Annotated in this window: 20 protein-coding genes and 1 tRNA gene; 12 read left to right on the top strand and 9 right to left on the bottom strand. The window is 61.8% G+C overall.

The window, feature by feature from the left end; all coding sequences use genetic code 11:
- From fdhE to AC27VU_RS00655, 4 genes are all read left to right on the top strand, one after another.
- Complete coding sequence (gene fdhE / locus AC27VU_RS00640) at positions 1 to 927, top strand: formate dehydrogenase accessory protein FdhE (protein WP_488723147.1); 927 nt, start codon at positions 1 to 3, stop codon at positions 925 to 927.
- Positions 928 to 1,117: 190 nt separating this feature from the next.
- Complete coding sequence (selA, locus tag AC27VU_RS00645; RefSeq protein WP_488723148.1) at positions 1,118 to 2,530, top strand: L-seryl-tRNA(Sec) selenium transferase; 1,413 nt, start codon at positions 1,118 to 1,120, stop codon at positions 2,528 to 2,530.
- On the top strand, positions 2,527 to 4,443 hold the full coding sequence (gene selB / locus AC27VU_RS00650; protein WP_488723274.1) for a selenocysteine-specific translation elongation factor: 1,917 nt from the start codon (positions 2,527 to 2,529) through the stop codon (positions 4,441 to 4,443). The genes selA and selB overlap by 4 nt, the downstream gene beginning before the upstream one ends.
- A 7-nt stretch (positions 4,444 to 4,450) precedes the next feature.
- A tRNA-Sec gene (locus AC27VU_RS00655) sits at positions 4,451 to 4,546 on the top strand.
- A 54-nt stretch (positions 4,547 to 4,600) separates the two neighbouring features.
- Here the strand turns inward: AC27VU_RS00655 and AC27VU_RS00660 are convergent.
- The 5 genes from AC27VU_RS00660 to AC27VU_RS00680 form a co-directional block, all read right to left on the bottom strand.
- The gene (locus tag AC27VU_RS00660) at positions 4,601 to 5,122 is read right to left on the bottom strand and encodes a hypothetical protein (protein ID WP_103483467.1); all 522 of its coding nucleotides are present in this window, start codon (positions 5,120 to 5,122) and stop codon (positions 4,601 to 4,603) included.
- A complete protein-coding gene (locus AC27VU_RS00665) occupies positions 5,119 to 5,640 on the bottom strand; it encodes a hypothetical protein (protein ID WP_488723149.1) in 522 nt (173 codons plus the stop codon). The genes AC27VU_RS00660 and AC27VU_RS00665 overlap by 4 nt, the downstream gene beginning before the upstream one ends.
- Positions 5,637 to 6,290 (bottom strand): hypothetical protein, encoded by a 654-nt coding sequence (locus tag AC27VU_RS00670; RefSeq protein WP_201137642.1) that lies wholly within the window; start codon positions 6,288 to 6,290, stop codon positions 5,637 to 5,639. The genes AC27VU_RS00665 and AC27VU_RS00670 overlap by 4 nt, the downstream gene beginning before the upstream one ends.
- 285 nt (positions 6,291 to 6,575) lie before the next feature.
- Positions 6,576 to 6,932, bottom strand: a complete 357-nt coding sequence (locus tag AC27VU_RS00675) for a DUF6124 family protein (protein WP_201137643.1) — start codon at positions 6,930 to 6,932, stop codon at positions 6,576 to 6,578.
- Positions 6,933 to 7,370: 438 nt separating this feature from the next.
- Positions 7,371 to 8,753: an aspartate aminotransferase family protein gene (locus tag AC27VU_RS00680; protein WP_488723150.1), complete on the bottom strand. Its 1,383-nt coding sequence runs from the start codon at positions 8,751 to 8,753 to the stop codon at positions 7,371 to 7,373.
- A gap of 159 nt (positions 8,754 to 8,912) precedes the next feature.
- On the opposite strand from AC27VU_RS00680, the gene AC27VU_RS00685 reads away from it, so the two are divergent.
- Both AC27VU_RS00685 and AC27VU_RS00690 read left to right on the top strand, forming a co-directional pair.
- Positions 8,913 to 9,518: a TetR/AcrR family transcriptional regulator gene (locus tag AC27VU_RS00685; protein WP_045122457.1), complete on the top strand. Its 606-nt coding sequence runs from the start codon at positions 8,913 to 8,915 to the stop codon at positions 9,516 to 9,518.
- A 178-nt stretch (positions 9,519 to 9,696) separates the two neighbouring features.
- Positions 9,697 to 9,882: a YhfL family protein gene (locus AC27VU_RS00690; protein WP_003224965.1), complete on the top strand. Its 186-nt coding sequence runs from the start codon at positions 9,697 to 9,699 to the stop codon at positions 9,880 to 9,882.
- A gap of 48 nt (positions 9,883 to 9,930) precedes the next feature.
- On the opposite strand, the gene AC27VU_RS00695 is transcribed toward AC27VU_RS00690, so the two are convergent.
- On the bottom strand, positions 9,931 to 10,527 hold the full coding sequence (locus tag AC27VU_RS00695; RefSeq protein WP_488723151.1) for a DUF502 domain-containing protein: 597 nt from the start codon (positions 10,525 to 10,527) through the stop codon (positions 9,931 to 9,933).
- 93 nt (positions 10,528 to 10,620) lie between these two features.
- Here AC27VU_RS00695 and AC27VU_RS00700 point away from each other — a divergent pair, with 93 nt between their 5' ends.
- Positions 10,621 to 11,250, top strand: coding sequence for a nucleotidyltransferase domain-containing protein (locus AC27VU_RS00700; RefSeq protein ID WP_488723152.1), 630 nt, complete (start codon positions 10,621 to 10,623; stop codon positions 11,248 to 11,250).
- Between the two features lie 104 nt (positions 11,251 to 11,354).
- Here the strand turns inward: AC27VU_RS00700 and AC27VU_RS00705 are convergent, their stop codons facing one another.
- Both AC27VU_RS00705 and AC27VU_RS00710 read right to left on the bottom strand, forming a co-directional pair.
- Complete coding sequence (locus AC27VU_RS00705; protein ID WP_262141821.1) at positions 11,355 to 12,023, bottom strand: DUF3313 domain-containing protein; 669 nt, start codon at positions 12,021 to 12,023, stop codon at positions 11,355 to 11,357.
- The gene (locus AC27VU_RS00710; protein ID WP_488723153.1) at positions 12,020 to 12,337 is read right to left on the bottom strand and encodes a hypothetical protein; all 318 of its coding nucleotides are present in this window, start codon (positions 12,335 to 12,337) and stop codon (positions 12,020 to 12,022) included. The genes AC27VU_RS00705 and AC27VU_RS00710 overlap by 4 nt, the downstream gene beginning before the upstream one ends.
- A 164-nt stretch (positions 12,338 to 12,501) precedes the next feature.
- Here AC27VU_RS00710 and AC27VU_RS00715 point away from each other — a divergent pair, with 164 nt between their 5' ends.
- The 3 genes from AC27VU_RS00715 to AC27VU_RS00725 all read left to right on the top strand — a co-directional run bounded on the left by AC27VU_RS00715 (position 12,502) and on the right by AC27VU_RS00725 (position 15,784).
- Positions 12,502 to 13,212 (top strand): response regulator, encoded by a 711-nt coding sequence (locus AC27VU_RS00715; RefSeq protein ID WP_027614282.1) that lies wholly within the window; start codon positions 12,502 to 12,504, stop codon positions 13,210 to 13,212.
- Positions 13,209 to 14,537 carry an ATP-binding protein gene (locus tag AC27VU_RS00720; protein ID WP_488723154.1) on the top strand — a complete coding sequence of 443 codons (1,329 nt, stop codon included), beginning with the start codon at positions 13,209 to 13,211 and terminating at the stop codon, positions 14,535 to 14,537. The genes AC27VU_RS00715 and AC27VU_RS00720 overlap by 4 nt, the downstream gene beginning before the upstream one ends.
- Positions 14,538 to 14,599: 62 nt before the next feature.
- On the top strand, positions 14,600 to 15,784 hold the full coding sequence (locus AC27VU_RS00725) for a DUF2252 family protein (RefSeq protein WP_103483459.1): 1,185 nt from the start codon (positions 14,600 to 14,602) through the stop codon (positions 15,782 to 15,784).
- A gap of 17 nt (positions 15,785 to 15,801) precedes the next feature.
- On the opposite strand, the gene AC27VU_RS00730 is transcribed toward AC27VU_RS00725, so the two are convergent.
- Complete coding sequence (locus tag AC27VU_RS00730) at positions 15,802 to 16,914, bottom strand: GlxA family transcriptional regulator (RefSeq protein ID WP_045122456.1); 1,113 nt, start codon at positions 16,912 to 16,914, stop codon at positions 15,802 to 15,804.
- A gap of 32 nt (positions 16,915 to 16,946) precedes the next feature.
- Between AC27VU_RS00730 and AC27VU_RS00735 the strand changes: the two genes are divergently transcribed.
- Positions 16,947 to 17,927: an ABC transporter substrate-binding protein gene (locus tag AC27VU_RS00735; RefSeq protein ID WP_488723155.1), complete on the top strand. Its 981-nt coding sequence runs from the start codon at positions 16,947 to 16,949 to the stop codon at positions 17,925 to 17,927.
- 72 nt (positions 17,928 to 17,999) lie between these two features.
- On the top strand, positions 18,000 to 19,118 hold the full coding sequence (locus AC27VU_RS00740; RefSeq protein WP_488723156.1) for an aryl-sulfate sulfotransferase: 1,119 nt from the start codon (positions 18,000 to 18,002) through the stop codon (positions 19,116 to 19,118).
- Positions 19,119 to 19,227 lie beyond the last annotated feature (109 nt).

Below are 19,227 nucleotides of genomic sequence, written 5' to 3' on the forward strand. Positions count from 1 at the left end.
TTGGCAACCATTCTTGAACCCGGGGAAATCGAAGCGGCGGCCAGCTCGCCGCCGTTTCTGTACCTGCCACCGCACAACCTGTTTACTTTGCGCGCCCAGCGGCTGGAGCAATTGGCCGAAGGGCATCCGCTGGCTGATTACCTGCGTCTGATCGCCGGATTGTGCCGGGCTCAGCAGCAGGTGATGGACGAGCCGCCCTTGACGGTGCCAATCGACGCGCAACGCCTTGAAGTCTGTCAGCGCCACGGCTTGCCGCCATTTGCCGCCGATACGCTGGTGCGCGAGGACGGCTGGCAGGCGTATCTGGATGCTTTGCTGCAACGCTATGTGCCATCGGAACAGCCGGCGGTGCTCGACGCGTTGGCCACGCTGCGTGGCGCCAGTGCCGGCCAGTTGCGTGCGTGGGCGGTGGCGCTGGTCAGCGGCCAGTATTCAATGGTGCCGGCGGCGCTGGTGCCGTTTCTCGGCGCCGGCCTGCAAGCGGCGTGGAGCCACTGGCTGCTCAGCGCAGCGAACTTGCAACTGAAACCCGGCGACAGCCTCAGCCAGTGCCCGGGCTGCGGTTCGCCAGCGATGGCCGGGGTGATCCGCCATCGCGGCAAACACAACGGCCTGCGCTATCTGGTGTGTTCGCTGTGCGCCTGCGAATGGCATGTGGTGCGTGTCAAGTGCGTGTATTGCGAATCGAGCAAAGGCCTCGATTACCTGAGCCTGGAGGACGATCGCCACGCCGCCAATCAGGCGCCGATTCGCGCGGAGGTCTGCCCGGGCTGCAACAGCTACCTGAAACTGGTGTACCTGGAGAACGATGCCGAAGGCGAAGCGTTGTCGGCGGATCTCAGCAGCCTGCTGCTCGACATGCGTCTGGCGCAGGACGGTTTTCAGCGTCTGGCACCGAATCTGTTGCTGGCGCCGGGAGACGAATGACCAGAGCGTCTACACTCCTGAAAAACTTGTGAGAGGGGCTTGCTCCCGAAGGGTCCGTGTCAGTCAGATCATTTGTGGCTGACTCACCGCATTCGCGAGCAAGCCCGCTCCCACAATTGAGGGCCGGTGTGCAGTATTTAGACGCGTTGCGTCAGGTCATGCCGGAGAGTCTTGTTTTCGGGAGTGGCTGATGTCTTCGAGTGTTGCCCTGCGGTTGCCTTCCATTGATGGTTTGTTGCGTCACCCGGCCTGTCTGCCGCTGGCCGAGCGTTATGGTCGTGAGGCGTTGCTGAGCGGCTTGCGGCAGTTGCTTGATGAGCTGCGGCTCAGCGTGTTGCAAGGTCAACTGTCTGCCATTGAAATCAGCCCCGAAGTGCTCGCCGGCCGCGTCGGCGAGCGCCTGACCCAGCAACAGCGCAGTAACGTTCGGCGAGTGTTCAACCTGACCGGCACGGTGCTGCACACCAACCTCGGCCGCGCCTTGCTGCCCGAAGAGGCCATCGAAGCGGTGCAGATGGCCGCACGTTACCCGCTCAATCTGGAATTCGATCTGGCCAGCGGCAAGCGCGGTGATCGCGATGATCTGATCGAAGGCCTGATCCGCGAACTGACCGGTGCCGAAGCCGTCACCGTGGTCAACAACAATGCCGCTGCGGTGCTCCTGACGCTGAACAGCCTCGGCGCGCGCAAGGAAGGCATCATCTCGCGCGGCGAACTGATCGAAATCGGCGGCGCGTTCCGCATCCCCGACATCATGGCCCGCGCCGGCGTGCGCCTGCATGAAGTCGGCACCACCAACCGCACCCACGCCCGCGACTACGAAGCAGCGATCAGCCCGCGCAGCGGCTTGATCATGCGCGTGCATGCGAGCAACTACAGCATCGAAGGCTTTACCGCTCGCGTACCCACCGCCGAGCTGGCCGAGCTGGCTCATCGGCATGGCTTGCCGCTGCTGGAGGATCTCGGCAGCGGCAGTCTGCTGGACCTGACTCGTTGGGGCCTGCCAGCGGAACCCACGGTGCGTCAGGCGTTGCTGGAGGGTGCGGACATCGTCACTTTCAGCGGCGACAAATTGCTCGGCGGACCACAGGCTGGCTTGATTGTCGGTCGCAAAGACTTGATCGCGAAGATCAAGAAAAATCCGTTGAAGCGTGCTTTGCGGGTCGACAAGTTAACCCTGGCCGCGCTGGAAGCGGTGCTGGGTCTGTATCGCGACCCGGATCGCCTCGCTGAACGTCTGCCGAGCCTGCGGCTGTTGACTCGCCCGCAAGCCGAAATCCTCGCACAAGCGGAGCGCCTGCTACCGGCACTCTTACAGGTCATCGGCGAACCGTGGAATGTCAGTGCAGTGAAAGCGCTGGGCATGATCGGCAGCGGCAGCCAACCGGTGGCGCGGTTGCCAAGTGCGGCGTTGTGCCTGCGCCCGCAAGTGTCGAAACGCTTGCGCGGGCGCTGTCTGCTGAATCTGGAAGCGGCATTGCGTGCGTTGCCGATCCCGGTGCTCGGGCGCATTGACGACGATGCGCTGTGGCTCGATCTGCGGCAACTCGACGACGAAGCGGCGTGGCTGGCGCAGTTGCCGCAGTTGCAGGTCGAGTCGTGATCGTCGGCACCGCAGGGCACATCGACCACGGCAAGACCTCGCTGCTGCAAGCCCTGACAGGGCAAACCGGCGACCGTCGGCCGCAGGAGCGCGAGCGCGGAATGACCATCGACCTCGGTTATCTCTACGCGGAGCTGGAACCCGGTGCCGGGCTGACCGGGTTCATCGACGTGCCGGGCCACGAGAAATTCACCCACAACATGCTCGCCGGGGCGCAGGGCATCGATCTGGTGTTGCTGGTGGTGGCGGCGGACGATGGGGTGATGCCGCAGACCCGTGAGCATCTGGCAATTGTTCAGTTGCTGGGCATTCCCCGGGCGCTGGTGGCGATTACCAAATGCGATCGGGTCGAGACGGGCAGGGTGAAGCAGGTTCAGCGGCAGATTCTCGATCTGCTCGAAACCGGGCCGTTTTCCGACGCGCCGATACTGGCGGTGTCGAGCGTATCCGGGCAGGGCGTCGATGAACTGCGCCAGAGCTTGCTGCAAACCCAGGGTGATGTGCATCAGCGCAGCCGCGAAGGTGGTTTTCGCCTGGCCATCGATCGCGCCTTCAGCGTGGCGGGCGCCGGGATTGTGGTGACTGGCACGGCGTTGTCGGGGACGGTTTCCGTCGGGGACAAACTGACGCTCGGGCCATCCGGTAAAGCGCTGCGAGTGCGTGGCTTGCATGCGCAAAACACAGTCGCTGAACAGGCCTTCGCCGGGCAACGAGTGGCGTTGAATATCAGCGGCGAGCGACTGACATTGGAACAGATCCATCGCGGCCAATGGCTTTTGGCGGACTGGCTGTTCGCACCGACGCAACGCGTGGACATCGAATTTCAACTGTTGCCCGGCGAGCGTACCTTCGAACATTTCCACCCGGTCCACGTGCATCTCGGCACCCAGGACGTCATCGCCCGCGTCGCGTTGCTCGAAGGCACGCGCCTGCTACCTGGCGAGCGCATGTTCGCGCAACTGCTGATCAACACGCCGGTGCACGCGGTGAAGGGGGATCGCGTGATCCTGCGTGACCAGAGCGCGCAACGCACCCTCGGCGGAGGTCAGGTACTCGACCCGTTCGCCCCGGCCCGCCAGCGCCGCAGCCCGGAGCGGCTGGCGCAACTGCAAGCCCTGGCCCGCAGCGACAGTCTTGAACAGGCGCTGCCGGTGTTGCTCAACCACAGTGCTGGCGGCCTCGATCCGCAACGGCTGGAGCGTCAGTTCAATCGCCCGCGTGAGGGCTGGTCGCTACCGGCCAACGTGCGCCTGATCGACACCCGCCAAGGCCCGGTGCTGTTCAATCTGCAGCGCTGGGGACAACTGAAATTCAACGTGCTGGAGCAACTGGCGAAGTTTCATGAGCTGGAGCCCGACCAGATGGGCCCGGACCGCGACCGCTTGCGGCGCTTCAGTGGTCTGGCGCTGGAGCGTTCGACCTTTGCCAGCCTGCTGGACGAACTGCGCGCTGCCGGGTCGATCAACGCCAGCGGGCCGTGGCTGCATCTGCCCGATCATCAGGTGCGGTTGAATGCTGAAGACGAGACCCTGTGGCAGCAGATGCAACCACTGTTCGAGCAGGCCGGATTTGATCCGCCGTGGGTGCGCGACGTTGCCAAAACGCTCGGTACGGAGGATGCCGTGGTGCGTCTGCTGCTGCGCAAACTGGCGCGGTTGGGGTTGATGCATCAGGTGGTGCGCGACCTGTTTCTGTCTGACGGGCAACGGCAGCGCATGGCCGACATTCTGTTGCAACTGGAGCAGGAAAATCCGTCGATCCAGGTGACAACGTTCCGCGATGCGCTAGGCTTGGGACGCAAACGTTGTATTCAGTACCTGGAATACTTCGACCGCCTCGGCCTGACCCGGCGCATCGGCGAATCTCGCTTGATCCGCCACGACAACGCGCTGGCCAGTGCCGACGCACCCTGAGTTCAAAGGAAGGCAATCGCGCCCGGTGGCGCGGCCGGGCTTCAAACCCGGTTGGGGACGGCATCCGTTCCCGGGCAGGTTCGACTCCGGCTGCCTTCCGCCAATTATTCTCGTGCTCGCCGCAGTAATGCTCGCTGTGGCGGCGCAAAGCCAACGGTCAAGGCTGATAGGGAATCAGCTTGTCCTTCTCCAACTCTTCCAGAAACTGATCCAGCATCTGCTGCTTGTTCTTGTTGTCCGGGATCGGCACGTACCAAGCCAACACGCTCCAGCCTTCGCGGGAATAGTTATAGGTCTTGAGCAGTTTTCCGTCCTTGAAGACCGAGCCGCGCAAGTTGTTCTGGTAGTGATAAGGCACAGGGAGGGTGAACAGGGTCAGGACATTGAACATGGCCAGATAATGGGTTTCGCCCGACCACGGCTGGGTAATCAGCAGGCTGTAGCCGTTGCGGGTGTAACCGCCGTCGAGCATGGAAAACGCGCCGGAGTTTTTCAGTGCAGAAATGGTTTCGCCCTGGCGATATTCTTCGTGCCGGGTATTGGCCTGACCCAGGCTCAACGTCACCGGCACATAGGCTTGCGTGGCGTGATAATCGAGGGGCGGCAGGGTGTTGGCGCAACCGCCGAGTGCCATTAGCGCACTGAGCAGGGCACCGGTCTTGATCCAGGGCAGCTTCATTGGGCACTCCCAACGACAGGGATCAACCGGTCATGTTGAACGTCCTGGGCGAAGGCCCGGGCAATACGGCTGAGGTTCTGTCCTTCCAACTCGCCACCCTGATCGAGCAACCAGGTGTATTTCCGGGTGTTATTGCGATAGGTGTACTGCTTGAGGCGCTTGTCGCCTTGATACACCGAGAACTCGGCCTGCGTGTCGTATTCCTTCGAAAGCGGCAGCATGAACAATGTGGCACAACTCAACAACACCACCGGGAACGGCGGGAACTCGCGTTGCATGTTCAATTTGACTTGGACGTTGTACGCATCGTTTTGGCCGGACCCAGTTTCGACGTTACGAAATACGCCAGTTTCGCGCAGATGATTGCGCAACGACGAAGACTGCAGAGGGTCGTCGATCATGACGTGGATCGGTGCCAGATAATCCTGTCCGTCGGCCAGTGTGCGCTCTGGCAAGGTGTTGGTGGCGGTACAACCGGCCAGCAGAGCGACGGTGGCAAGCGTGGTGATTTTTTTCATGGTTTGATGTCCGCGGCAACACCCGGCGGGGTATCGGCAAAAATATAGGGTTCGGCGCTTTTCAGATCGAGCTTCAGTGATTGCAGAGGTGGTAGTCCGGGAACCTGGCGCTGGGCGATCACGGCGTCGCGGGTGCGCTGATCGCGCCAGAGGAAGGTGCAGCCGATGCCGTTAAGGCAGAGCGAGCGGTATTCACCCATGTAATAGGCTTTTCCGGCTTCAAGACGCAGCGGGAGGTTGAATTTCTCGCGCGCTTCCATCGAACTGTAAACGGTGCCAAGCCCCGGTGTGTATCGCGCAGAGAAGAACTGGAAATCGTAGAACTCGTAGTCGCCCGGTTTCAAAGCAAGGACGAAGACACTCGCGGCACCGCTGCCGTCCTGAATATCCTGCGGCGTTGAATAGGCACCGGCCATTTTCCAGATACCGGCAGCGCCGTACTGGGAACCACGTTTGCGAATAAACAGGCGTTGGTTATCCGCCGGAGACAGTTTGAGCGAGCGCGGCCCGATGGACCCGATCAAATAAGCCACAGGCTCGTTGGCCTTGGCCTGCAATGGTTCGCTGACCCACGACGCGCTTTGGGTGATACAACCACTGAGCAGCGAGGCCAGCAGGCCGGCGGCCACTATTTTGAAGACATGAAACATGAACATCCCTGAATCTGCGTGATTGATGACGCTCAGTTGCGAAGGCCAATCAAAGCCTTCCTGGCCAAACGTTTTTTACGGGGCGCGCAGACTAAGTGATGTAGTGGCATTTGGCTAGCCAATAACGCAGGTCGGCTTCCGTCCGCGAATCACGCAATGTTCAAAATGTCACTCGATCCCCTGGTTGGAGCCAGCCTGCTGGTGATGGCCGGTGTGTCATTAACCTCAAAGTCGGCTGATCGGCCGCTTTCGCGAGCAGGCTCGCTCCCACAGGGGATCGGGGTTTTAGGCGGGCGGGTCGAGGTTGTCGAGGGCGCGGTTGACGGTCAGTTCGCCGAGCATCACGACTTGCTGAATGCCCAGCAGGGTGTTGCGGTAGGGGGCATCCAGCAAACCGGCGAAATCACTGAGCATGACGCTGGCCGAGGCCAGCGATTCACTGGCGTGTACCAGCAGGGTTTCGTTGTCGGCGGCGGGATTGACGTGGAACAGGTTGCTGGATTGGCGGGTGATGTCTGGTGTGGGCGGTTTGAGGTAATGGTCGAGGGCGCGGTCGGCGGCTTCGTGGAGTTTTTTCGAGTCGAGGGATTCGTACGGCGAGATCGGGTCTGACATCGGCGGGTTGGGCGTTACCTTGAACATGGTGAAGCTCCTATTAGCAATGGAGCCGCCATAACCCGTCGCTAAACAGGTAAGGGTGGCGGCTGTACGCGGGTTAGCGAACCGGAAATAGGCACCCGGTAGACCCGGAGGTCTCCCGCATACAGCCACCATAGCGAAATCACAGACACGGAATCTGTAATGAAGCTTGAAATGCTGAGTGCGCCTATTTGAACCCGAGTCGCTAAACCCGATCGCTGAATGAGTCAGCGACCCGGAAACGATAGAGACCCGCTCCAAAGCGCACAAGCCGGCGGATTCTGGCGTAGCCGTAGGCAACGACGCAAGGATGTGTAGGCTGCGAGAGTGTCTGCAAGTGTTGCTTAAACAAGGCTGTTTAGCGCAGCACAAATCCCCTGTGGGAGCGGCGGTGCGACGACTCCCACAATGGGCAATGGGCAATGGGTAATGGGTTTCGGGTTACAACACGCCATACTCGCGCGCTGTGCGATCCACCGCGATCCGCGTCTTGTCGACCAGTTCATCCAGTTCCGCCCGCGTGGCGATCAGCGCCGGGGCCATGATCATCCGCCCCAGCGTCGAACGAATGATCAAGCCTTCCTCAAAACCAATGGTGCGGCAGCGCCAGGCGATGTCGTTCTCGTTGGCAAAGCGCTTGCGGGTGGCTTTGTCTTCGGCGAACTGCAATGCCGCCACCAGCCCGACACCCTGAACCTCACCCACCAGCGGATGGTTGCCGAACACCTCACGCAGGCAGTTCTGCAGGTACGGGCCGGTGTCGTTTTTCACCTGAGTGACCACGCCTTCATCGCGCAAGGCCTTGAGGTTGGCGATGGCCACCGCAGCCGCCACCGGGTGGCCGGAGTAGGTCAGGCCGTGGGCGAACACGCCGCCTTTTTCCACCAGCGCCTCGGCCATGCGCCGCGACAGAATCAGCCCACCCATAGGGATGTAGCCGGAAGTCAGGCCTTTGGCGATGGACAGGGTGTCCGGTTCAAAACCGAAGGCCTGGTGCGCGAACCATTCGCCAGTGCGGCCGAAACCGCCGATGACTTCGTCGGCGCACAGCAGCACGTCGTACTTACGGCAGATGCGCTGAATTTCCGGCCAATAGGTGGCGGGCGGAATAATCATGCCGCCAGCGCCCTGGAACGGTTCGGCAACAAACGCAGCGACTTTGTCGGCGCCCAGTTCGAGGATCTTGTCTTCCAGTTGCCGCGCCGCTTGCAGGCCGAACTCCTCCGGACTGAGGTTGCCTTCGTGGGCGAACCAGTACGGTTCGTCGATGTGCGCGACGTCGGGGATGGTGCCGCCCATCTCGTGCATGAATTTCATGCCGCCCAGCGCTGTCGCGGCCAGGGTCGAGCCGTGGTAGCCGTTCCAGCGGCCGATCATGATTTTCTTCTCGGGCTGGCCCATCACCTGCCAGAACTTGCGCACGGTGCGGATCAGCACTTCGTTGGCTTCGGAACCGGAGTTGGTATAGATCGCGTGGCTGTAGTGCTTGGGCAACAGGCTGAACAGCAGCTCGGAGAGCTCGATCACCTGCGGGTGAGTGGTGTGGAAGAACATGTTGTAGTAGGGCAGTTGTTGCAGCTGCGCGGTGGCAGCGGCGGCCAGATCCTTGCGCCCGTAACCGAGGTTGGTGCACCACAGGCCGGACATGCCGTCCAGATAGCGATTGCCGTCGTTGTCCCACAGCGCCAGGCGATCACCGCTGACCATCACCCGCGGGCCTTCCTCGTTGAGGGCCTTCTGGTCGACGAACGCGTGAATGTGGTGGGCGGCGTCAGCGGCCTGGTAATCGCGGGTGCTGCGGGTCGGGTCGAATTCGGCGGACATGGCGGTTCTCCAGAGAAACGGGGCAAGTGGGTGCGCGTTCATTCCAGCGGTGCACGGCCAATATTTGTCACTTAAAAATATTTTTGTAAAGAAAATATTTGTCGGTGAAAAAAGAAATCCGTAGGCTGACGCCCATCAGCAACACAGGACACCAGCACCATGAGCGGGCTCAGAGAACGGCAAAAGGAACAGCGCAGGGAAGTCATTGCGCAAGCAGCGCTGGAGCTGTTCATCAGCAACGGCTTCGGCGCTACCACGCTGGAGCAGATCGCCAATCAGGCCGGGGTTTCCGCGCCGACGGTGGTCAACTATTTCGGCGGCAAACAGGAGATTTTGCTGGCGTTGCTCAAGCAACCGGACGAGCAGGCGATGCGCGACGCCCGGGCCAATCTGGATGACGACAGCGATCCACTGGAGGCGTTGTGCGAGTTCGAAGGGCTGATGACCCGTTACCAGTTGCAGGCCATGCCGGCATCACTCTGGCGGGAACTGGCGCCGTTTCTGTTTTCCGGCGAACTGGCGCAGGCCCTGGAGCCGTGGAATGCGGCGGTGATCGAGGAAACCAAGGCGTTGCTGGTGCACTTCCAGACTCTCGGCAAAGTGCGCGAGTCGGTCGATATCGACGTGGCGGCAACGCTGTTCAATCAGTACGCGAACCTGGCGTTCATTCGTCTGGCGACCGAGCCTGAGCCGGATCGGGCTGCACACGCCGAACACATGCGTGGTGTTCTGAGTCTGCTGTGTCACGGCATGCTCGCGCATTGAATGCATCTTGGGAAAAGGCCTACAGACGCTAAACCCGCGCGCCCCTCAACATTCCTCTGCTGCAACTCACCTGGCCAGACCGGGTGGGGCAGCAGTGACTCCCATATGCAGCTTGCAGATGGGCGTCAGTAATTGAGCCGCCATGAAGGCGGCGCATCGACAATTATAGGAATCCAGTATGAAAAGCATTTTCAAGGCAACGATCGCCATCACTGTTGTCACCGGCGTCGCACTGCTGTCGGGCTGCACCGGCCAGGTCTACAACCAACCGAAGAATTGCACTTACGATTACCTGTTCCACCCTTCGGTTTCGGTCTCGAAAATCATTGGTGGCTGCGGTCCGGTAGACAAGCTGCCGCAATAAGCGCAGCGGTCTGACCTGAACCCTCCGTTGCGCAATGGACGGAGGGTTCTACGAGCCTTTCGGCAACCACTGTTGCATCTGTTGCAGCAACCCACGTCCGCCACGACGCAGTCCGGCCGCGAGGGTCAGCCACGACAGTTCGGTCATGATCACCTCAGAGGCGTGCAGCAAGCGCACTTCGCCAGCCGTGCCACCGGCCGTTCCGCCATCCGGCATGTACACCGTCATCCAGTCGCCGACGCTCTCCACCACCAGACACAGACGCCAGCCTTGTTCTTCGGCAATCATGCCGACCTTCGCACCGTCGGGAGTCTCCATCCCCGCAAACCGCGCAGTGGTGTCCTTGAGCAACTGGTAGCCGGGCAGGTTGCTCAACACCTTGTCGCCGGTGGCTTCAATCGCTCGTGCCGCCGTCGAAGTCCGGGCCAGCAGCCCGGCGAGAAAACACAGCACAATCAAGCCGAATAACGTAGCCAGCGTGATCAGGGTCACGCCGGCAATGTCGTGCCCGGCAAACATCGGCAGCAGTTTTTCCACGGGACCACGCAACAGGTGAATGGCTTTTTCCAGCAGGACGAAAATCAGCACCAGGGGCAGAATGAACAGCAACCCGCCAATCACGGTGGTTTTGATGAACTTGAACATGGCAGCTCCTTGCTGAATTTCTTCAGTCACAGAAACCAAGGCTAGCTGATTAAAATGCCGAGGCCGACTGGTGGCGAACAAGGAGCAGGGCGCATGAGCGTACCGGATCAACAAGCATGGCAGCCGTGGACGCCCGAGCAATTGGCGCAACGCCTGAAACACGTCTCGCGCCCGTGGTGCGTGGTGGGCGGATGGGCGCTGGATTTATGGCTGGGCCGGCCAACCCGTGCGCACAGCGATCTGGAGTTCACCCTCCTGCGGGACGACTTTCAGCGCTTCCGGCAAGCGCTGGCCGAGCTGGACTTCTATACCGTCCGGGCCGGTGAACTGGCGTTTTTACCAGTGGGGCAGACGCCAGGCGCGGAGATTTTTCAGGTGTGGGGATATGATGCCGTTGCCCATGTCTGGCGAGTAGATCTGATGCTTGAATCTGGCACGACCGATACGTGGGTCTATAAAAGAGATCCGTCGATTGTCTATCCACGCGCGGCGATGGTGGCACTGAGTGATACGGGGACTCCCTATCTCAGGCCTGCGGCGATTCTGCTGTTCAAGGCCAAATACACGCGTCCCAAGGATCAAACCGATTTCAGTCAGGCATTGCCGAATTTATCTCGCGAAGACCGGCAATGGCTGGTGCAACATCTGGCTCGGTTGCATCCCGAACATGAGTGGATTCAACGATTGCAAACGACTGAAAGATACTCCCGACCCAACGAATGAACTGTGGCGAGGGAGCTTGCTCCCGCTGGGGCGCGAAGCGGCCCCGCTGTTGAGGAGGACTGCTATGCAGTCCAGCGGGAGCAAGCTCCCTCGCCACAAAATGTCTAGCGGCGGATCGCCAGGTATGCCTGGCCCAGGTCGCCGGCCCAACCATCGAGAACAGCCTTGACGTCATCGGCAGTCAGCACCTGCTTGTCGTTTTCCAGTGGCATTCCGGTGCCTTTGCCCACGACTTCGGCGACCACTTCGCCGGTCGAGCCGTCTTCGAAGGAGACTTCGGTGGTGATTTCGCTGTCCTGATCGCGAATGCCGGTGGCGGTGCTCACACCCGCAGCGACCAGCGTCACCGGTAGCCATTCATAAAAGCGCAGGCCCTGGGTGCTGGCGGCCACCCGGGTGATCGCCGGTCTGACGGTCAGCGTATTCGGGCCTGGCCTGGATACCAGTTGTGCCACCTTGCCCAGTTCGAGCCGCAGGGCCGCGTCGTAGTAATCGGTCACACCGGAAAGCGTGCTGAGCGGAATCCGTTGAGTCGGCTCGGTCTTGGGGTAAATCTGGCTGGGCGCCAGGTACACCTGAGTGTAACGCCCCCGGGCCAATGCCGGGCTGACCCAGCTCAGAACAGGCTGCCCTGAAGGCGACTGGCGTTCGCTCAGCACGCTGTAGTCACGCAGAAAACCGCGAGGCTTCTCGGGTTCGACCTTTTTATTGCTGCAGGCCGACATGCTCAAGGACGCGGTGCAGAGCAAGGTCATCAGGCAATGACTTCTCATCGGGCCAATCCTTGCCCGGCCGACGGGGTATTGTCCGAACACTCGATGTGCAGTTTGCCGTGGGTCATGATCCAGTGGATCAGGTCGGCGGTCGGAATCGAATGCACGTACTCCACCCATTGCGAATCGCTGGGGCCGTACTGCTCGAAATAGCGGCGCAGGACAACCCGGCTCTGGTCGTTCGCCAGCCCCAGGCAAAACTCCTGGAACAACAGCGGCGTATCCTGCTCAGGCGCGGTGGTGCGCTGGCTGAGAATCAACGGATAGCGGGCGTCGTGGCCCTCGGCGGTATAACGGTTGTGCAATGCGCTCATTGAATGCCCCCGGTTGTCGATGGCGTGCAGGGTGCCAAAGGGGTTTTGCCGCTGCATGTCCGCTTGATGTCCGGGGCGACGGAATGTTGCTCGATTGAAATATATGACCCGCCCGCCAGAATAGTTTTAGATGCGTTCTTTTTTGGCCTGAGGATCCTGTGCCCGTGAGCAGACTGCTGATCGTCGACGATGACGTGGAAATTCTCGCCCTGCTGAAGAAGTTCTTCGTCCAGCACGCCTACGAGGTCGATGTCGCCGCCGACGGCGCAGCGATGTGGGCGGCAATTGCCCAGCAGCGACCGGACACGATCATTCTCGACCTGATGCTGCCCGGCGAAGGTGGCCTGAGCCTGTGCCAGAAAGTGCGCGCGCAGATGGGCATTCCGATCATCATGCTGACCGCCATGGGCGAGTTGAGCGACCGGATTGTCGGCCTCGAACTGGGCGCCGATGACTACGTCACCAAACCGTTCGCCCCGCGTGAATTGCTGGCTCGCCTGCGCGCCGTGCAGCGTCGCGCCGGTGAGCAGGTCAGCCCCGCGAGCGAGCCGTCACGGCCGGTGATCGCCTTCGCCGGTTGGCATCTGGATATCACCTGTCGCGAGCTGCGCTCCCCGGAAAACGTGATGATTCCGCTGTCCGGTGGCGAGTTCGATCTGCTGGTGGTGTTTCTCGAACACCCGCAGCGCATCCTCACCCGCGAGCAACTGATCGACTTGTCTCGCGGTCAGGGCCACGACGCCTTTGATCGCAGCATCGACGTGCAGGTCAGCCGCCTGCGCCGCAAGATCGAGCCGGACAGCAAACGCCCGGACCTGATCCGCACCGTGCGCAACGGTGGTTACATGTTTACCGCCAAGGTCACTCGTTCATGATCCGTCGATTCCTGCGCCGTGATCCGCTGAGTCGGCGGATCGCGCTGACCATCGTTGCCGCCATGCTCGCTTCGCTGGCACTCAATTTCCTGTTCGTGGAGGTTGCCGGGACCTGGGCGCGGCCACCGATTGAACGCACCGGGTTGCTGGAGCAGATTGCCGCGACCGTCAAAGTGATCGAGGCTGCACCGGCGCCTTTACGCCCGAAACTGGCGCACGCGGCAAACGGCCCGACGCAGGAGGTGACCTGGAGTGCGCACCGCGACGAACTCGGATTGCCCTCGGGTGGCACGCAGCTCATCGCCAACAAAACGTCCGGGTTGCATCAGTTGTTGGGCGATGAGCGAGACATTCGGGTGTTCAATCCCGCTGACTGGCCGAGCGGCAGCCCTCTGGCTCGGTACGCGGCGCTGATTCAACTGCCGGATGCCAGCTGGCTGCTGTTCTCCTCGCCCGAGCGCTCCTGGGGCCTGGACATCGGCACGCGCATCGCAATCATCATCGCTTTGGGCCTGATCGCCACCGTGCTGGTGGCCTGGCTTGCCACGCAGCAACTGGCCAAGCCGCTGCAGCGTTTCGCCAGCGCCGCCCGCCGCTTTGGCGGTGATCTGCGCGCGCCGCCGATCAAAATCGAAGGCCCGGACGAGATCCGCCAGGCAATCATCGCGTTCAACACCATGCAGGCGCAGATTCAGCACTACATCAGCGAGCGCACGCACATGTTGGCGTCGATTTCCCACGATTTGCGTGCACCGTTGACCCGCATGCGCCTGCGCAGCGAGTTCATGGAGGATCTCGATCACCAGAGCAAACTGATCCGCGACATCGAAGAAATGCAGTCGATGATCAACGCGGCACTGGCGTTCTTTCGTGAAGACACTCAGCCGGAGCAAAGCACCGCGTTCGACCTCTCGGAGTTGCTGCAGACCATCATCGACGACTACCGCGACCAGAACATCGACATTGACTTCAGCGGCCCGGCGCATCTGGTCTACCAGGGCCGGCCGCTGGGGATCAAGCGGGTGATCGTCAACCTGCTGGAAAACGCCGAGAAGTACGCGCAGCAGCCGGCTATCGCTCTGAGCAGTGACGGCTACAGCGTCTGCATCGACGTCAGCGACGATGGGCCGGGGATTCCCGAAGCGTCGTTGCAGCGGGTGTTCGATCCGTTTTTCCGCCTGGAAACTTCGCGCAACCGTGAAACCGGTGGTGTCGGGCTCGGGTTGTCGGCGGCGCGGGCGATTGTGCGCGAGCAGGGCGGCGAACTGACGTTGAGCAATCGCAGCAGCGGTGGCTTGCGGGCTCGAGTTGAATTGCCTTTGTAATATATTGAAACATTTGACCATGACGAGCGGTCAACAGGACACATTCTCTGCAAGAAGCGTCCATGAAAACCCCACGGCCCTCCGCTCGTCTTGAACCGCTGTCGCAACTGCGTAATTTGAAAATGGCTCGCTCCGCCCACGCTTACGTTCGCGGCAGCACGGTGCAGTTTTACCAGTGGTTGCACAGCCAGCCCGGGCGCAGCCTGCCGCAGGGCCCGGCGGTGTGGATCTGCGGCGATTGTCACGCCGGAAATCTGGGGCCGACGGGGGATTTGAAGGGACGCATCGACATCCACATCCGCGACCTTGATCAAACGGTGATCGGCAACCCGGCGCATGATCTGGTACGCCTGGCGCTGTCCCTGGCCACCGCCGCCCGTGGCTCGGATCTGCCCGGCGTCGCCACCGCGCGCATGTTGGAAGAGATGATGCGCGGCTACGAGCAGGCGTTTGAAGACGACGTCGATAAAGAGCCGCCAAGACCCGCGCAAGTGAAGGCCGGTATGCGCAGCGCCGTGCAGCGCACGTGGAAGCATCTGGCGCAGGAACGCATCGAGAACACCAAGCCGACCATTCCGCTGGGCAAGCATTTCTGGTCGCTGTCACGCGAAGAGCGCAGCGCGCTGAAGACCCTTAGCGCCACCCCGGATCTGCACACGCTGGTGACGTCATTGAAGGGCCGCTCCAAGGATGACAGCGTGAAAATGCTCGATTCGGCCTACTGGGTCAAAGGCTGCAGCTCGCTGGGGCTCAAGCGTTATGCGGTGTTGCTGGGTGTGGGCGAGGGCGACGATCAGGAATATTGCCTGCTGGATATCAAGGAGGCAGTTGCCGCCGCCGCACCTCGTGTAGCCCGCGCCGCGATGCCTCGCGACAACGGCAAACGCGTAGTCGAAGGTGCGCGCTTTCTCTCGCCAGGCCTGGGCAACCGGATGATCGCCACCCGCGTGCTCGACCATGGCTTCTTCATCCGCGAACTGCTGCCTCAGGACATGAAACTGGAACTGGATCAGTTGAGCCAGACCGACGCGATGCTCGCCGCCGGGTATCTGGCCCGAGTTGTGGGGCTGGCCCATGCCCGGCAGATGGACATGAGCACACGGGCTTCGTGGATGCGCGAGCTGCAAGCGTGTCGCTCGAAGACCCTGGATGCGCCGTCGTGGTTGTGGACCAGTGTCGTGCAGTTGGTCGGCAATCATGAAAAAGGCTATCTGGAGCATTGCCGGCGTTATGCGCTGCAGCACTGACAAGACCCACTGAAAACCTAACGGGCCAGCCCTTCCAGGGCGATTGTCACGGTGTTCGTTTGCCGAGGCCCGGCCAGCGGGGCATTGGTCTGACTGCGATAAGCGTTAGGGCTGCAGCCCAAATGCTTCTGAAAGGCTCGGCGCATGCGTTCTTCCCGGCCAAAGCCAACGGTTTCGGCGATTCGCTTGATCGGCTCGCGGGTGGTCTTGAGCAACCAGGTCGCCGCCTCCAGGCGCAGGTTCTCCACGGCTTGCGCCGGTGTCTCACCGGTCGCGGCGACATAGGCGCGAGCAAAGTGCCGCGGGCTCATGCCGAACTGTTCGGCCAGCCGCTCCACGCGCAAATCGCCGTTCAGATTCGCCGCAATCCAGCCATGCAAACGTGCCAGCCGCACATCCGGATCGGTGCGCAGCGCCTTGGACTGGGCGTTGAGTGAAGCACTGAGTTGCGGTTGCTCGGCGCTGCGCCACAAAAACACCGTGAAGTAGCGCGCCAGCGCCAACGCCGCGTGGGCGCCCAGATCCTGTTCGACCAGGCCGAGCGCCAGGTCGATACCCGCCGTGGCACCACCGCAGGTCCAGAGGTTGCCGTCATGCAGGTAAAGCGCATCGGTTTGGCATTGCACCGACGGATAACGCGCCTGCAACTCATCGGCGAACTTCCAGTGGGTCACGACCTTGCGGCCGTCCAGCAGTCCCGCGGCGGCGAGGGCAAAGCTGCCGGTACCGATCGAACAGAGGCGGCGGATGTCTGGAGCGCGACGGCGCAACCAGTCGCAGGCTTGCTGGTCGGCTTCCAGCGCGGCCATGCCGGGGCCGCCCGCGACGATCAACGTGTCGATCAAGGCAGCCATCTGGTCGATCTGCTCAAGTGAACAGGTCGTCACGGTAATGCCCGAGATCGACATGACCTGGCCACCCTGCGGTGAAGCGACCAGCAACCGATAGGGCGGATTTGCCGTGAAGTCTCCGGCCAGCACTCGCGGTATAGCGGCAAACACCTCAAGCGGCCCCGCCGCATTGAGCAACAGCAGATCATCGAACGCCAATACCACGACGGTGCGCGGGATGTCCGACATGGCAGCAAAGGAGGGGTGTTTGGCATGGAGCGGCACGGCGGGCCTCGACATACTGAAATCAATGCACAAGTGAGAGCGCGACAATGCCGATAAAAACTGCTGCTGCCAAGCATCCGCTTACCGCGCGCCTGAAAGCGCTGCTGTGCTGCGCCGCGTTGTTGCTGACCCCGGCAGTTTCTGCCATCGCCGGGCCGTTGAAGATGGGCGATCAGAGCGGTTTGATTCAGGCATTGCTGCACGCGGCGGGCGAGGATCAGGATCTGGCCTACGGGTTGTCGTGGCATCCGTTTCTGGCCGGAACCACGCTGCTCGAAGCGCTGAGCGCCGCTGCGATCGACGTCGGTGTGGTGGGTAACGCGCCGCCAGTGTTTGCCCAGGCCGGCGGCTACGCGGTACGGATCATCGGCGTGGCCAGCGGTGCGCAAAACAACAATGCGCTGTTGGTGCCCGAAGGCTCCGAGGTGCGCAGCGTGGCTGACCTCAGAGGCAAGCGAATCGCAGTTGCCAAAGGCACCAGCGGCCATTATCTGTTGTTGGCCGCGCTGCATCAGGCCGGCCTCACACCGCGTGAGGTGAGCATTGCCTATGTCAGCCCGGTGGACGCGCAGAACGCTTTTGCCGGCGGCAAACTCGATGCCTGGTCGGTGTGGTATCCCTTCGTCGGTCAGGCGACTTCGCGGGGAGCGCGAATTCTGCTTGATGGCAGCGCCTGGCCGGAAACCGGTCTGAACTTCACCGTTGCCAGCCAGCCTGCACTGGATGATCCCGAGCGCGCAGGGCAGGTGAGTGATCTGCTGGCCAGGCTGGCCCGTGCTCAGAACTGGGCCACGGCCCATCCCGAAGACTGGGCCCGGGTGTTCGCGCAAACCACGCGGCTTCCCGTCGAGCTGGTGCGTGAAATGCTCGCTCATCAGAACTTGCGGTACGTGCGAATTGAGCCTTCAGTCATTGCCTCGCAGCAGCGTCTGGCGGACATGTTTGCCACCGAACGCCTGATCCCGCATCCGCTGCAGGTCGAGCAAATGTTCGACGACCGCTTCAACCGCGTGCTGCCCACGCCCTGAATCCCTTTTTTCATGCCCCGTTCACCGTGCTGCTGCGCTGGCGGCCGGGGCTTACACGTCTGGAGAAAAGCTATGCCTGCTGTGCAAACCACCACGCTCAAACGCCAGAAGACCGGTCTGATCGCTGTCGATCATGCCCGCAGTGCCGGCGGCTACACCTTGTTCGCCCCGCAAACGGCGGACGGCCAGGTGTTTTTGATCGACCTTGACGGCGAGATCGTCCATCGCTGGAAACTGCCTCAGCGCCCGGGGCGCGACGCAGTGATCCTGCGCAACGGCAACCTTGGCTACAACGGTAACCATCCGGATTCGCCGGACCTGTTTCCGGGCTGGTCGGTGTGGCATGGCGGTGCGTTCAGCGAAGTCACCCCCGAAGGCGAGGTGGTCTGGGAGCACACCGATCTGCTGCATCACCACGACGCGCAATGGCTGGACAACGGCCACCTGCTGTACACCACCGCCGAGCCCTTGAGTGCGGAGCTGGCCCGGCGTGTGCTCGGTGGTATTCCCGGCAGCGAGGCGCCGGGCGGGGTGATCTATGCCGATGTGGTCAAGGAGGTCGACCGCCAGGGCAACGTGGTCTGGGAGTGGCGCAGTTGGGAGCACCTGCGCCCCGAGGATTACCCGTTGCACGAATGCTTTGAGCGTCATCACTGGCCGATGACCAACGCCGTGACGCCGGGGCGCGACGGCAAGGTGATTCTCAGCCTGCGCAGCGTTTCCTCAGTGATTGCCGTGCAACGTGGCAGCGGTGAAGTGCTGTGGCGTCTGGGGCACGATCTGGTCGCGCAACAGCATTGCCCGAGCGAACTGGAAAACGGCAATGTTCTGGTGTTCGACAACGGCATCTTCCGCCCCCACGTCAGCATGCCGCACTCGCGCATTGTGGAAATCAACCCGGCCACCCAACGCATCGAATGGCAATACGCCGACACGCCGGGCTACGCGTTCTTCACGCCGTTCATGGGCGGCGCGCAACGTCTGCACAACGGCAACACGCTGGTGACCGAGGCCAACTTCGGTCGGTTGTTCGAAGTCACCCGGGCCGGCGAAGTGGTGTGGGAATACGTCAATCCGCACTTCGCCAGCTATCCCGATGCGCCATCGCGCCGCTACTTGCCGGGCGAGAACAACGCGATATTCCGTGCGCACCGTTATCAGCGCCAGGACCTTCCCTGGCTGCGTGACTGAACACCCACTCAACCCACCGCAACGATCACGCTCACGCAAGCCACGCGCAGCGAAGTATCGACTCCTCTCGAAGAGCGGCTTGAGGCCGCTCCAGGAACCACCGATGAAT

This window comes from Pseudomonas sp. 14P5.3.2, assembly GCF_057799175.1.

Coding starts and splice junctions, on each gene's coding strand:
- selA (WP_488723148.1), top strand. CDS start 1,118: ATGTCTTCGAGTGTTGCCCTGCGGTTGCCTTCCATTGATGGTTTGTTG.
- AC27VU_RS00660 (WP_103483467.1), bottom strand. CDS start 5,122: ATGAAGCTGCCCTGGATCAAGACCGGTGCCCTGCTCAGTGCGCTAATG.
- AC27VU_RS00665 (WP_488723149.1), bottom strand. CDS start 5,640: ATGAAAAAAATCACCACGCTTGCCACCGTCGCTCTGCTGGCCGGTTGT.
- AC27VU_RS00670 (WP_201137642.1), bottom strand. CDS start 6,290: ATGTTTCATGTCTTCAAAATAGTGGCCGCCGGCCTGCTGGCCTCGCTG.
- AC27VU_RS00675 (WP_201137643.1), bottom strand. CDS start 6,932: ATGTTCAAGGTAACGCCCAACCCGCCGATGTCAGACCCGATCTCGCCG.
- AC27VU_RS00680 (WP_488723150.1), bottom strand. CDS start 8,753: ATGTCCGCCGAATTCGACCCGACCCGCAGCACCCGCGATTACCAGGCC.
- AC27VU_RS00685 (WP_045122457.1), top strand. CDS start 8,913: ATGAGCGGGCTCAGAGAACGGCAAAAGGAACAGCGCAGGGAAGTCATT.
- AC27VU_RS00690 (WP_003224965.1), top strand. CDS start 9,697: ATGAAAAGCATTTTCAAGGCAACGATCGCCATCACTGTTGTCACCGGC.
- AC27VU_RS00695 (WP_488723151.1), bottom strand. CDS start 10,527: ATGTTCAAGTTCATCAAAACCACCGTGATTGGCGGGTTGCTGTTCATT.
- AC27VU_RS00700 (WP_488723152.1), top strand. CDS start 10,621: ATGAGCGTACCGGATCAACAAGCATGGCAGCCGTGGACGCCCGAGCAA.
- AC27VU_RS00705 (WP_262141821.1), bottom strand. CDS start 12,023: ATGAGAAGTCATTGCCTGATGACCTTGCTCTGCACCGCGTCCTTGAGC.
- AC27VU_RS00710 (WP_488723153.1), bottom strand. CDS start 12,337: ATGAGCGCATTGCACAACCGTTATACCGCCGAGGGCCACGACGCCCGC.
- AC27VU_RS00720 (WP_488723154.1), top strand. CDS start 13,209: ATGATCCGTCGATTCCTGCGCCGTGATCCGCTGAGTCGGCGGATCGCG.
- AC27VU_RS00725 (WP_103483459.1), top strand. CDS start 14,600: ATGAAAACCCCACGGCCCTCCGCTCGTCTTGAACCGCTGTCGCAACTG.
- AC27VU_RS00730 (WP_045122456.1), bottom strand. CDS start 16,914: ATGTCGAGGCCCGCCGTGCCGCTCCATGCCAAACACCCCTCCTTTGCT.
- AC27VU_RS00735 (WP_488723155.1), top strand. CDS start 16,947: ATGCCGATAAAAACTGCTGCTGCCAAGCATCCGCTTACCGCGCGCCTG.
- AC27VU_RS00740 (WP_488723156.1), top strand. CDS start 18,000: ATGCCTGCTGTGCAAACCACCACGCTCAAACGCCAGAAGACCGGTCTG.